The 12778-nt window shown below is 68.3% G+C and carries 12 protein-coding genes and 1 pseudogene; 7 read left to right on the top strand and 6 right to left on the bottom strand.

Features of this window, described 5'->3' with window-relative positions; all coding sequences use genetic code 11:
- Positions 1–451 (bottom strand): annotated as a pseudogene (locus HNR00_RS25460) (transposase); the annotation flags it as partial.
- 376 nt (positions 452–827) lie between these two features.
- Here HNR00_RS25460 and HNR00_RS05795 point away from each other — a divergent pair.
- Together HNR00_RS05795 and HNR00_RS26015 are read left to right on the top strand one after the other, a co-directional pair.
- Positions 828–1130, top strand: coding sequence for a hypothetical protein (locus tag HNR00_RS05795; protein ID WP_183566288.1), 303 nt, complete (start codon positions 828–830; stop codon positions 1128–1130).
- 261 nt (positions 1131–1391) lie between these two features.
- Positions 1392–1760: a hypothetical protein gene (locus tag HNR00_RS26015; RefSeq protein WP_183566284.1), complete on the top strand. Its 369-nt coding sequence runs from the start codon at positions 1392–1394 to the stop codon at positions 1758–1760.
- A gap of 46 nt (positions 1761–1806) precedes the next feature.
- Here HNR00_RS26015 and HNR00_RS05785 read toward each other — a convergent pair whose 3' ends face one another.
- The 4 genes from HNR00_RS05785 to HNR00_RS25920 all read right to left on the bottom strand — a co-directional run bounded on the left by HNR00_RS05785 (position 1807) and on the right by HNR00_RS25920 (position 6114).
- The gene (locus HNR00_RS05785; RefSeq protein WP_183566281.1) at positions 1807–3954 is read right to left on the bottom strand and encodes a helicase-related protein; all 2148 of its coding nucleotides are present in this window, start codon (positions 3952–3954) and stop codon (positions 1807–1809) included.
- Positions 3955–4062: 108 nt separating this feature from the next.
- The gene (locus HNR00_RS05780; protein ID WP_246390310.1) at positions 4063–4302 is read right to left on the bottom strand and encodes a hypothetical protein; all 240 of its coding nucleotides are present in this window, start codon (positions 4300–4302) and stop codon (positions 4063–4065) included.
- The gene (locus HNR00_RS05775; protein WP_183566278.1) at positions 4299–4946 is read right to left on the bottom strand and encodes an SOS response-associated peptidase; all 648 of its coding nucleotides are present in this window, start codon (positions 4944–4946) and stop codon (positions 4299–4301) included. The genes HNR00_RS05780 and HNR00_RS05775 overlap by 4 nt, the downstream gene beginning before the upstream one ends.
- A gap of 133 nt (positions 4947–5079) precedes the next feature.
- Positions 5080–6114 carry a helix-turn-helix transcriptional regulator gene (locus tag HNR00_RS25920; protein WP_183566275.1) on the bottom strand — a complete coding sequence of 345 codons (1035 nt, stop codon included), beginning with the start codon at positions 6112–6114 and terminating at the stop codon, positions 5080–5082.
- Between the two features lie 263 nt (positions 6115–6377).
- Here HNR00_RS25920 and HNR00_RS05765 point away from each other — a divergent pair, with 263 nt between their 5' ends.
- The 5 genes from HNR00_RS05765 to HNR00_RS05750 all read left to right on the top strand — a co-directional run bounded on the left by HNR00_RS05765 (position 6378) and on the right by HNR00_RS05750 (position 11834).
- Positions 6378–8846 (top strand): beta strand repeat-containing protein, encoded by a 2469-nt coding sequence (locus HNR00_RS05765; RefSeq protein WP_183566271.1) that lies wholly within the window; start codon positions 6378–6380, stop codon positions 8844–8846.
- A 464-nt stretch (positions 8847–9310) separates the two neighbouring features.
- Positions 9311–9535, top strand: coding sequence for a DUF6894 family protein (locus HNR00_RS26010; RefSeq protein ID WP_376770356.1), 225 nt, complete (start codon positions 9311–9313; stop codon positions 9533–9535).
- A 4-nt stretch (positions 9536–9539) separates the two neighbouring features.
- Positions 9540–9794 (top strand): hypothetical protein, encoded by a 255-nt coding sequence (locus tag HNR00_RS05760; protein ID WP_183566268.1) that lies wholly within the window; start codon positions 9540–9542, stop codon positions 9792–9794.
- A gap of 26 nt (positions 9795–9820) precedes the next feature.
- The gene (locus HNR00_RS05755) at positions 9821–10099 is read left to right on the top strand and encodes an adenylosuccinate synthase (RefSeq protein ID WP_183566265.1); all 279 of its coding nucleotides are present in this window, start codon (positions 9821–9823) and stop codon (positions 10097–10099) included.
- A gap of 586 nt (positions 10100–10685) precedes the next feature.
- Positions 10686–11834 (top strand): sensor domain-containing diguanylate cyclase, encoded by a 1149-nt coding sequence (locus HNR00_RS05750; protein ID WP_183566262.1) that lies wholly within the window; start codon positions 10686–10688, stop codon positions 11832–11834.
- Positions 11835–12061: 227 nt separating this feature from the next.
- Here HNR00_RS05750 and HNR00_RS05745 read toward each other — a convergent pair whose 3' ends face one another.
- The gene (locus HNR00_RS05745) at positions 12062–12751 is read right to left on the bottom strand and encodes a TerC family protein (protein WP_183566243.1); all 690 of its coding nucleotides are present in this window, start codon (positions 12749–12751) and stop codon (positions 12062–12064) included.
- Positions 12752–12778 lie beyond the last annotated feature (27 nt).

Here is a 12778-nt window from a genome sequence, read left to right as displayed (position 1 = left end):
CGACAGCCTGAGGACGGGATCATCGCTCAAGGCGACGCGGTTTTCCAGGCTTGTGTAGCGGCGGGGGACCGCCCACTCGTTGTTCTGTTCCAACATCAGCGCCCCGACGAGGCGCAGGACGGCCCGATCGTTGGGGAAGATGCCGATCACGTCCGAGCGGCGCTTGATCTCGCCGTTGAGGCCCTCATCCTGAGCCTGTCGAAGGATCGAGCGGGTTGGTCGAGGCGATCTGCGGCCAGTGCTCGCGCGGGAAAGCCATGTAGGCCAGGACGTTCTCGTGCGCCTCGTTCATCAGGCCGGCCCGCTTCGGATAGCGCTCGCGCAGCGTGTCGGCGACCGAGGCCCACTGCTCTCGGGCTGCCTTCGCACTGTCCTGGGCGAAAATGGTCTTGAGCATCGCCATCACGGCGGGCCGCTACTTGGGCGCGACGTGGGCGAGCGCGTTCCTCATCGTCGCCTCCGGCGTGAGTTCAAGCTTCGCAACTCGAACCCTACCCGGCAACCGCCGATGACCACCCCTCAGCTACACCACCGCACGGGACAAGACCGAGATCCATCAACCCGCCTGCACCGAAAGTGAGTCAGAGCCCCGATTGGACGCCGATACGGGGTCCAGTCCGATGCTGTTTGACATTCACCCGTCGATACAGCGGAAGCTCGCAGAGCATTTTTTTGCTACAGCAGCGCTACGAATTCATGCTACATTGATGCTACGAGCCGGGGCAAAAACATCTGTCTTTTCAACATTTTGAGGCGTCGCACACCGAATCCCGTAGGGCGCGCCAGCTTGTCACGCGATCCAATTGCCTAATGATTGCAACGGGTTGTTGAGCGACGATCTGGCGCGTGAACCCCAAATTAAAGCGATGGTGAACCCCAGCCTTTTTGGGGCTCAAGCCGTCTTCCACACCACCTTTTGGTGCCGCTTCACGGCCTCAATGAGCGCCTCCCAAAGTTCCCGGTGCTCGACGCGTCCGCCGCCCCCTTTGACCGGCGAGGCTGGAGACGAGGTCATCGCGGCCGTTACCGACAAGCAGAATGCCGCCGCTCGGATGCTCAACAAGCTGCCGGTGCATATCGGCGCGCCGAAGGGCCCCCATCGCCGCAGCGTCCGCTGCCCGAGTGCCTGACGCGGTTTCTGTCGGAGCCGACGCCGCAATCGTGGCCGCGGCCCGGTCGACCAACGCCTAGCCCCCGGACCGGCGAAGCGCGTCCGGCGGTGCCGAACCGCCCCATGCCGATCTTCCTGGCCGGGGCGCTCGCCTACGATGTCCTCGGCTTCGCGGTCATCCTTCTGCTGTGGAAGGGCATGAACTGACGGCGAGGCCTTCATTCAAGGCCGTCCCGCGGCGGGCGAGAGGGCCCGATTTCCTTACCGCGTTCCCGAGCCGGTGCCGGTACCGCTCGATCCGGGCGACGACCCGGAACCCGCATCGTTCGCGCCGGTGCTGTTTGACGTGCCCGACCGGCTCTTGCCGCCGGTGGTCGGCGCGCTGCCGGACGATCCGGGGGAAGAGCCCGAACCGGCGTCGGTCGCCCCGGTGCCGTTCGATGTGCCCGAGTTGCTGGTGCCGGACGATCCCGACCCCGTACCGCCGGCCAGGGCCAGACCGGCCGTCGCGACGAGAGGGGCGCCGGCGAGGGCTGCTGCCGTCACTCGCAGGGGGATTCCCCCTGTTGTGCCGTTCGGCAGGAGGAGAACAGGGCTCAGAGCTACCACGTTCCAGAATGTCGCAGGCCCCGCACTGCTGATCGGTTGAGACGAGCTGCTTCGAACCCTGGTACGCCTCCCCCTGGATGGCCCGGTCAGTTTCGTGCCTCGACGACACGGCGGGTCCGGCGCTCCGCCTTGCGGGTCGCCGTCTCCCGCAGGTGCTGCTCGATCGCGTCGTTGGCGCGCCCCCGCATCTGCCGGATCGCCTCGGCGTCGTCGAAGGTCTCGGGGAAGCGCCGGGCCAGCCAGAGGTAGGCGCTGGCGAGCTTCACCGTCCGTTCCTGATAGTCGAGTTCGCCCGCGAGGCTTGCCCGCAGGGCAGGCACCGTTGCGCCGATGGCGCGAGCTTGGCTCCAGCGCTCCAGCATGCCCATGGCGATCTCGTCGCGCCGGTTGATCGGGCAGACCGAGAACACGAATCTTTCCTCGATCGGCAGACGGGCGCGGTCGATCGTGCGCGCGACCTCCAAGATTTCCTCCAGGGCCGAGGGCTGGAACGGCGAACCCGCGTAGAAGGTGGCACGCGCGAAATGCGTCATCACCTCGGTGAGGCTGTTGGTCTGCATCTCCTCCGCCACGGAGCGGATCGCGGTCAGATCGGGGCGCACGAAGAAGCGGGTGTCGGCCGCCGGCGCCGTCGGTGCGCCCGACAGCGCGAGGCGGATCGGCTCGATCGCGGTGGGCTCGGTCGCCGCGACGTAGCCGACCTCGTGATGCCCGTAGCGCCCGGCCCGGCCGGCGATCTGGCGGATTTCCGAGTTCGTGAGCGCCCGCTCCCCGGTGCCGTCCCACTTGCGCACCGCCGAGAACACGATCCGCTTCAGCGGCCCCAGGTTGAGGCCCATGCCGACCGCATCGGTGGTGACGAGGACGTTGGCCTCGCCCGAGCGGAACCGCGCGGCCTCGGCGCGGCGGACCTCGGGCGAGAGCGCGCCGTAGATCGTCGCGACCCGGTGCCCGCGGGCGACCAGGATCTCGCGGTTCTCGTGCACGGCGCGCCGCGAGAAGGCGACCACGGCGTCCCCCGGCTCCACCGTCTCCAGCGGGACCGCCTCGTCCTGCAGCAGCAGCGGCGACTTGCGCTCGAAGGCGATCACCTCCAGCGACTCGTCGGCGGCTTCCGCCGCGCGGCGCACGTAGGACAGGGCATCGTCCGAGCCGCAGACGATGACGGTCCGGGCCGGCACTCCGAACAGCGCGTTCGTCCAGGCCCAGCCCCGATCCGGGTCCGCGAGCATCTGGATCTCGTCGATCACGGCGACGTCGATCGGCCGGGTCAGGTCTGCGGTCTCGATGGTGCGCGCCGTGTGGGTCGGGTCGATCGCGCCGAGGATTTCCTCGCCGGTGACCATGCCGGCCCGCAGCCCCCGCTCGCGCAGGGCCTCGTAGTTCTCCAGAGCGAGCAACCGCAGCGGCGCGAGGTAGGCGCCGGTGGGCGCATCCGTCAGGGCCTGGAGCGCCGCGTAAGTCTTGCCCGAATTGGTCGGCCCCATGTGGAACAGGATGCGCCGGTTCAGGCGCCGCGCCGCGCCGAATTTCTCGATGTAGGCCCCGAATCCGACCTGATCGCGCAGCCGCCGCAGGCGGGAGCCCTCGCGGGCGACGGCCTTGGCCCGTTGGCGAACCGGCGCGAGGGCGTCGAGGAGGGACCGGGCGAGCCGGGGACCCAAGCGGAACGGGCGCGAGCGCAGCGAGCGATCCATGTGTTCGAGGTAGGCGGCTGCATCGGCGCCGACCTCGCGCAGGTCGGCGAGGATCTGGCCCCTCAAACGGTCGACCGGCTTGCGCAAGGCACCGACGATCTCGACCTCCGCCTCGGTCAGGGCGGCCCGCAGCGCGTCGAGGCGGTGGGTCGGATCGTTGCGCCCGGCCATCCCGGCCAGGATCTCGGCCGCCTCGCGTTCCGGCGCCGCGTCCACCCGCAGATCCATCCGGCCGGCATCGAGCAGCGGGATCGCGACACGAAGGCTCCAGATGATGCCGTCGTCCTTCGCGACCGTGGACCTCAGCCTGGGAACGGCGCGCTTGAGCACGGGAATGCCGGTTTCGATGAAGGCGCGCGCCGCTGACATCTCGCGCACAGCGAGAGCGACGCGCTCGTCCTCGACCGCCGCTCCGAATTCCGGCAGTTCGAGATGGGCCCGCAGGGCTTCGAGATCGACGCTCCTGGGCGAGAGGCCGAGCCGCCCGAGGGACTCGGTCAGGCTCTCGATCGTGGGGCGGAGGCGCTTGCGGGCCATGAAGGCGTGTCTCGGCTGAAACGGGGACGGCGGAACGATCGGTCCGGATTGGGCGAGCAACGGACGCGACCGGTTGATGGTTCGGCGCACGAGCCTCCGCGCTGGCTCCTACAGCCATCGCTCGTCGAGGTCGGTGGCGTTGTAGGCCGCCGGAGGTTGATGCTCGTCGCCCTCGGCGAAGATCACGAGATCGTCCGGTCCGACGTCGTGTCGGGCGATGCGGTCCCATTTGCGATGGATCATCCGCGGTCCGCCCCAGATCTTGAAGGCGTTCCAGTAGCGGTCGTCCCGGAAGCCGACATAGTGGACGCAGAGAGGCCGATCCCTGCAGGTCTGCTCCGCCATCATGCACCCTCGTGCTTGGCGCCTCGCCCAACCACCGTCAGCGTACCGTCCGGCAGCGGGCGCTGCAGCGCCTTCGCCTCCGACCACGGCGCCCGAAGCCACGCGTCCCGCTCCTCCTCCGTCGCCAGGATCACCGGCATCGCCTTCGGGTGCACCGCGCCGACCTCGGCGTTCGGCGGGCAGGTCAGGAAGGCGTAGAGGTCGTCCGTCGTCTCGCCGTCCTTCAGCTTGCGAACCGAGGTCCAGCCCTCCGTCCTGATTCCGGCGAAGCAGGCGAGCGGGCGATCCTCGTTCAGGGCGAACCAGATGTCGCCGCCGGCGGCCTTGTTGAACTCGCTGAAGGCGGAGAGCGGCACGAGACAGCGGTGCTCCGGCCCGAGCCAGCGGCGCCAGTGCGGCGAGCCGGTGTTGCGCACGTTGGTGACGCCCGGATCGACCCGCTTGCCCTCCAGCGCGAAGGCCGGCGAGGGCATGCCCCAGCGGTACATCGACAGCACGCGCCGCCCCTCCGCGACGTGGACGATCGGCGCGGCGGTGTTCGGGAAGATGCCGGGCAGCGGCGGCAGGTTGCCGGCGCGGTCGGTGTCGATCCGGAAGGCGCGCCGGATCTCGTCCTGGCTCTTCGTCAGGCTGTAGAGGTTGCACATGGGTGTGAACGTAGCAGAAGCGTTCAGCCTTGGGCGTCGCTCACCAGCCGAGGCCGCATCAATGCCGGCGGCAGATCGGGCAGCAGCGGCGCCCCCCTCGACGAGCGCCGACGGCGTCGCGACCGCGCTTCCGTTATTCCGGCGGCGACAGGCGTGTCCCCTTCAGGAGGGACACAAGCTGACTCTGCTGGGTTGCTCCGGTCTTGCGGAAAATCCTCTCCAGGTAAGATCGGGCTGTCGAGAAGCGCAGATCGCTCTCGTGGGCGGCCTGTTTGAGGGTGAGGCCGGCCGTGAGGGCCGTCGCCAGTTGCGCCTCCCGCGGCGTCAGATCGTAGAGTGCCGCGATGAGTTCGACCTTCGGCACGTTGTCGACGAGATCCAAGGTGGTGATCACCAGAAGGGTAAAGCCGCCGAAGATGTCGTGCGCCGCCCCGCGGAGCGGCAGGATGTGAGCGATGCCGCTCGGCTGCTCTCCGTCGGGCGGCAGCGGTATCGAGCGGGAACGGGCGGCCGCATCCGGTGCCGCCAGGATCTCCCGAAGCATCCGGTCGGCCATCGGACTCGTGAGCACCAGGCGCCCGTACGGCCCGGGCGCGACGCGGGGCGAGCGCTCGAGACGGTCGTTGACGGCCACGACCTTTCCGCCCGACGTCAGGACCGCCGCCGGCAGGCCGAGGGCCGACAGGGTCGCGACGGCCCCGCGCGCCCGTTCGAGCCCGAGCCGTGCCGCCATCAGGACGGCGCGGGAGAGATGCGGGCGCAGGTGATCCAGCCGATCGACCTGCAAAGCCTCGTACGGCCCGCTCGCGATCATCCGCTCGCAGGTGATGACCGCCAGCTGGCCCAGCGTGAGGGGAATGACGGTGCCGATCTGCCATCCGAGGCCGAGCGCGTCGAGGCTGCGGCCGACGGGATCGTTGGCCCGTTCCGCCTCGGTCAACGCCATGCCGACGTCTCGGAAGCCGGCCCATGGCGTTCGCGACGCCACCGCCTGACGCGGATTGGCTTTCCAGGCCCCGCTCTCGACATGCGTCGTCAAGCTCGCATGCGTCCGTTCCGTCGCCTTGAAACGAGGCTGCGCGACCGGGTCGAACAGGATCAAGGACGACGCGGCGGAGCCCGACAGGGCGTTGACCTCGTCCAGAACACCCACCCAGAGGTCGGGCACGAAGGCCGCCTCGTAGATCCGGTCGATGAGATCTTCGGTCATGAAGGTCCGGGGCTCGCCGACGCGACGTCCGAAACATCGCCCCAGACCGGGGTGAACTCAACCCGGTCGGCGAACGCGACAACACGGCGCCGCTGGAGCGTTTCGCGAGCGCCTGTCCCTTCGAGAGTCGGGCCGAAACCGGATCGCAACCGGCAAATGCCGGTACCCGCCGTCCTCATGCGGTGGCAACACGAACGACGGATCGATTCGGGAGATCAGCCATGGCTGTCATCAACGGCGACAATCAGCCGAACAAGTATCTCGGGCCGTTCGAGAGCGGCACCTCGGACCCGCTGATCGGGACATTCCTCGGCGACACCATCAACGGGTTCGGTGGCGCCGACGATCTGATCGGATTGGGGGGCAGCGATTTCTTGTACGGAGGTACCGAGGGCGACGATATCAGCGGCGGCACCGGCTCCGATACTCTGGACGGCGGTTCCGGCGACGATTTCCTGCGAGGCGGCGGCGGCGCAGATCGGATCGACGGCGGCACCGGCAGCGACACCCTGGTGTTCGGGCGCGCCGGGGGATACTCGTCCGACCTGACCGGTCTCTCGGACAACACCAGCAGCGATGCCGGGGTGACCGTCACGCTGGCGAGCACCAATTCCGGCAGCGGCGGCACCGGACGCTTCGGCGATGCCGAGGGCGACACCTACACCTCGATCGCCAACGTCATCGGCACCGAGAGCCGCGACGTCATCACGGGCACGAACGGGCGCTTCGTCGGCACCTTCCCGTCGGGCGGCCTGACGGTCGTGGACGGCAACAACATCCTCGACGGCCGAGGCGGCGACGACGCGCTCTCCGGCAAGGGCGGCGACGACACCCTCCGCGGCGGCACGGGTCGGGACAGTCTCCTCGGCGGCAGCGGGAAGGACAGCCTCTGGGGGGGCGACGACAACGACACGCTGATCGGCGGGAGCGGCGCGGACAAGATCAGCGGCGGCAACGGGATCGACACGGTCTCCTACAGCGATAGCGCAGCCGGCGTGACCGTCTCGCTCGCCGGCGGGATCGGCAGGGGCGGCGACGCCGAAGGCGACGAGATCCGCGCCTTCGCCGGCCGCGAGTTGAGCCCGGCGGACTGGGTCGAGAACGCGGTCGGCTCGGCCTTCGCCGACATCCTCTACGGCAACGAACTGGTCAACACGCTCACCGGCAACGGCGGAAACGACGCCCTGTTCGGGGGCGCGGGCGCCGACACGCTCTACGGCGACGACCTGTTCGGTGCCGGCAACGACACGCTGGAGGGCGGAGCCGGCGCGGATCGGCTGATCGGCGGTTTCGGCATCGACACCGCCTCCTATCTCGGCAGCGCCTCGGGCGTTCTCGTCAACCTTGCGACCGGCGCGGCCAATGGAGGCGACGCGAGCGGCGATACCTTCGGTGACATCGAGAACGTGACGGGCTCGGATCATAACGACGAACTGCACGCCGCGGTGAACTTCAACTTCGATGGAAGCCGTTTCGGCAGCACGCTGAACGGTGCGCGAGGGAACGACGCCCTGTACGGCGGGGACGCCAACGACACCCTGAACGGGGGCCTCGGCGCCGATCGGCTCTATGGCGGAAAGGGCGACGACGTCATCTACGTCGATGCGGGCGATCTCGTCTTCGAGGCGGCCGACGCCGGCACCGACACGGTCATCACCGAGGTCAGCTTTTCCCTCAGCGATGTACAACACATCGAGACGGTGAAGACATTCTCGCCCTTCTCGACCGCCGCGATCAATCTGTCGGGAAACACGTTCGCCAATACGCTCGAGGGCAATAGCGGCGCCAATCTCCTCAGCGGCGGCGGCGGTGCCGACACGCTCAACGGCGGCGCGGGCGCCGACCGCCTGATCGGCGGGACCGGCGACGATGCCTTCGTCGTCGACAACGCCGGCGACCTCGTGTTCGAGGCCTCGGGCGGGGGCGTCGACCGGGTGTTCGCCTCGACCAGCTACGCGCTCCAGGCCGGGCAGGAGATCGAGGCGCTGCAGCTCCTCGCCTCGACCGGCTCGGCCGGCCTCAACCTGACCGGCAACGAGATCAGCCAGTCGCTGGTGGGCAACAACGGCGCCAACGTCATCAACGGCGGCGTCGGCCGCGACGCGATGACCGGCCGGGGCGGCGGCGACACCTATATCGTCGACAATCTCGGCGACCGCATCACCGAGGCGGCGGGCGGCGGGCGCGACACGGTGCTGGCCTCGGCGAGCTACGTGCTGGGGGAGGGCCAAGAGATCGAGGCGCTGCAACTGCTGGCCTCGACCGGCTCGGCGCGGTTCAACCTCTCCGGCAACGCGTTCGGCCAGTCGCTGGTGGGCAACAGCGGCGCCAACGTGCTCGACGGCCGGGGCGGCGGCGACGTGCTGACCGGCCGGGGCGGAGCGGACAGCTTCGTCTTCTCGACGGCGCTCGGCGCGGGCAACGTCGACCGGATCGCCGACTTCGCGGCCGAGGATACGGTGCGGCTGTCGAAAGACGTCTTCTCCGCGCTGGCGCCGGGACAGCTCGCCGAGAGCGCGTTCAAGAACATCAGCACGGGGACCGCGGATGCGAACGACCGCATCCTGTACAAGCAGACCACGGGCGAGCTGTTCTACGACGCGGACGGCTCGGGCAGCGGAGCGGCGATGAAGTTCGCCGTGCTCGACAACAAGGCCGCGCTCACGGCAGCCGATTTTCTGGTTGCATGAGCCACAGAGTGAGGGGTGCTCTCAGAACGCCCCTCACGCCCGGGCCGTTGGTCGTTCGTCCGCCCGCGTGGTGTCGCGCGGCGTCCGCCTCTCGAACTTCCTCGCCCAGCCGCGCCGTTGCCGCTTCAGCCCAGCCCCGCCGGCCCCACGGCGGCGCGGCCCCAACGTGCGGTGCAGGCGTCGAGGGCGCCTATCAGTCTCGCCGAGCGCTCCCGTCGAGACGGCCGATCAGCGCCCGCTGCGAGCCTGCCAACGGCACGCAGTCGGCCGTCGGATCGTCGCGCAGCATCGTCCTGCGCCCGCTAAACGCGTGCATCGAGCCTCCGAATTATTTAGAACAAAACGTGAACGAACTCGATCGGCGGGCGCGGTTCACCGAGGATCGAGGCGGGGGCTAAAGGGCGTGGGGAGCGCTGTGGACGCAGAGCGAAAAGCGCAGTGACGGTTCAGCGTTTCCACTGCACTTGTGGCGGCGGCGGGGTGGGGGCGACGCCGTCTTCGACCTCACCGGCCGCTGGATCCCGCGGCTGCAGGCGCCGACCCCTCGGGCCGATCGCGTCGCGCGGGAACTCATGGATCGGGCACCCGGTACGGATTGGACAGGTTGGCTCGTTGACGTGCACGACGCGCGGGGCCGGCGCGTGTCGATGCGCTCGTTCGCGCATGCGGGCTCGGGGCGGAGGGGGTGAAACGATGGGGATGAAGGCGAGCTACGTCGTGCAGCCGTTCGAGCTGCACCGGAAACGGCTGCGGCCGGCGCGCCAGGAGGCGGCGCAGTCGGAAAGCGGCGCGCTCAAGAAGGCGGAGAACCTCGCCAAGCGCATGCCGGGCGCGGCCGCGCTTCGGATCGTCGCCGACGACGAGACCGGCGAACTGGAGAGCGCGACGATCCTCGAAGCCTTCGGCGAGGTGCCGGACGACTTCGCCGAAAGCCTCCAGGGCGGGTAGACCGCCAGCAGAAAAGGACAGCATGCATGGCACACAAGCCGAAATCCGCCGCCGAGACCAAGGCGCGCGACCTGGGGCTGGCGCTGGCCCGCATCGCCGAGAGCGAGGGCAGGCCGGCCAGCATCGGCGTGGACAGCCTGCGGCGGGCGAGCCCGCGCCTGACGCCGCTGGCGATCGGGCAGATGGTGCGCAAGCAGCGCGACATGGTCGAGGCGACCCTGGCCGAGCGCGGGCTGGCCCTCGCCGACTATGCCGACCAGGGGCCCGGCCGCGGCATGACGTTCACGATCGAGGACGCGGCGTGATACCCATCGGCGATGACCATGACTCATCGCCGATGGCCCGCGCGACGGCGCGGCGGCGGTCGTCCGCCGGACGCATGGAGCAGGACCATCGGTCCTGATCCACGCAGCTTGGTATAAGGGGCCGCGGCAGGAGACAGTCCGAGGTGTCATCCCCTGTCTGCAGGTTCAGGACGGCGACGGCTGCCGTCATATCCTGCGCGTCTCCGGCGTTCGGGCCTTCCGCAGAGCGGCCTCGACGACCCATCGCCCTGGGCCCAAGCCTCACAACCCCTCGAGGCCGTGGCTTGAGAACAACGCTTACAAAATTGCGGCAGTTCAAGCAAAGCAGCGTCAGGGGCCGTGCTTCGGCACCGAAATATGCTGATTCCATTTTTCCGCAAGACTGACGTCTAACTGCGAATTACACACAAATATCTTTAGGTTCAGAAACTTTCGATCTTGTCGTCATTCAGGAAGAACCCCTTTTGCAAAATCCTTATTTGTCAAAGACTTGGCGCCGCGCCGCGATATCTTTTTATTAAAAAATCAACGATAGGCTTCCAAGTGCTTGAGTGTGCATTCGCGGGCCTGCAGGTACGGCACGAAAATGTCTGAAAATTTTCTCCATGCGAACGCGTTCGGACTTCTCGCGGGTCAAAACGCACGCTCTGGCAAGAGCGCCACACCGGATATGCAATTCAACGCCCTCCGCCGCCACACAAGCGAGCTGCCAGACCGACATGCGGCATTCGCCTCTCCGGACGTGGCGGAGCGCGGAGGTTATGAGGCCGGGCCCATCGAAACAGCCGAACTTTTGCGAGTAACCTTGGAGAACATCATTCAAGGCATTATTTATTATGGGCCTGATCAGCGCGTACGGGTTCACAATGTTCGCGCGCAGGAAATTCTCGGATTGCCGTCGCACATCCTTCGCAGCGGAGCGCATATGCGTGACGTCCACGGCTTCCTTAAGGGACAGGGCGAATTTGCCGATGACGTCGACTACCTCGGCCGCATGGTCGTGAGCGGTGACCCGTCGTCCGTGCCCAAGGTCTTCGAAAGGGTCCGCCCCAACGGAACGACGATCGAGATTCGGGGCACGCAACTCCACGACGGCGGCGTCGTCTGGACGTTTACGGACATTACGCAGCGTAAGGCCGCCGAGGCACGGATCGAGCACATGGCGTTGCACGACGCGCTCACGGGCCTTCCCAACCGCGTCCTGTTCGGTCTGCGCCTCGACCGTGCCGTGAAACAGGCCACCGCCTACCCGTCTCGAAACGCCGTGCTCGCGTTGGATCTCGACCGCTTCAAGCTCGTCAACGACAGCTACGGGCACGCCGCGGGCGATCAACTCCTTTGCATCGTCGCCGAGCGCCTCGGTGCCGTCGTTCCCGCGGGCGGAACCGTCGCTCGCCTGGGCGGCGACGAATTCGCTGTGATCCTCACCGACCTTGGTCGTGACGCGGAGGTGATACGCGTTTGTGAGAGCATCGTCGCCACGTTGGGCGAGCCGTTTCCGCTCGACAGTGCAGAGGTCGAGATCGGCGTCAGCGTGGGTGGCGCCCTCCTTCTCGATGACGGCGCGAGCGCGGACGAGATCCTGCGGCGTGCCGACATGGCCCTTTTCGAGGCGAAGGCCGCCGGGCGTGGTACCTACTGCATGTACGAGAAGACAAATTACTGCATGTTCGAGAACGCGGCCCATACGCGTGGCAGGCTGACGAAATCGGCCGACCGCTGGCCGGGCCCGTGACGGCCGTCGGTCGTCACGCGGCCTGTGCAGACGATCGATCCATCGCCACGCCCGGCCCCCGCATGCGTGCTCCGACGGAACGCTGTCCCGGAGCCCCACCCATGCCCGAGCGCCTCGGCGACGACGACCGGCGGCGGGTGGCGCGCGCAGCGGGCCCCGGAATCGCGGCACCGGAATCGCGGCACCGGAATCGCGGCACCGGAATCGCGGCTCTTGGGCTCGTGGAGTCAGGCGCGCGCCGTGCGGGCGTGACGCAGGCGGAAGAAGAGGCCGACCGCCAGGGTGAGGGCGAGGCCCGCGGCGGCGAGCGCGTAGTGGAGCATCGGCTCGTCCAGCGGCAGGTAGGGCATCAGGTAGGTCTTCACGTAGCGGTCCGAGGCGATGATCCCGCCCGCGACCCAGCCCAGCAACGCGGCGCCCGCCCAGATGAGGACGGGAAAGCGCGTGAGCAGCCCCGAGATCAGGGTGCTGCCGGCGATGACGACCGGGATCGACAGGAGCACGCCGAAGGCCATCAGCCAGAGGTTGCCGTGGGAGAGGGCGGCGATGGCCAGCACGTTGTCCAGGCTCATGCCGGCATCCGCGATGGCGATGGTGGTGACCGCCCCCAGCAGCGTGCTGCTCGCCTGGGTCTCCTCGTCCTCGGCGCCGTGATCGATCACCAGCTTGGCCGCGACCCAGAGCAGGAACAGGCCGCCGACGAGGCTCAGGCCCGGCATGGCGATCAGCCACGCCACGCCGAACGCGAAGACGATGCGCAGGCCCACCGCCGCGGTGGCGCCCAGCACGATGCCCATGCGCCGCTGCGCGGGCGGAAGCCGCGAGCATACCATCGCGATCACGACGGCGTTGTCCCCCGACAGCAGCAGGTCGATCCACACGATGCCGGCGAGGGCGGCCCAGAAATTCGCGTCCATCGCGGGTCCCCTCGGGCAGGAAAGCGG

Origin of the sequence: Methylorubrum rhodinum (genome assembly GCF_014199935.1) — a bacterium.
Taxonomy (GTDB): domain Bacteria; phylum Pseudomonadota; class Alphaproteobacteria; order Rhizobiales; family Beijerinckiaceae; genus Methylobacterium; species Methylobacterium rhodinum.
The sequence above is the reverse complement of the archived record's forward strand: the minus strand, read 5'-3'. Positions and strand labels throughout refer to the sequence as shown.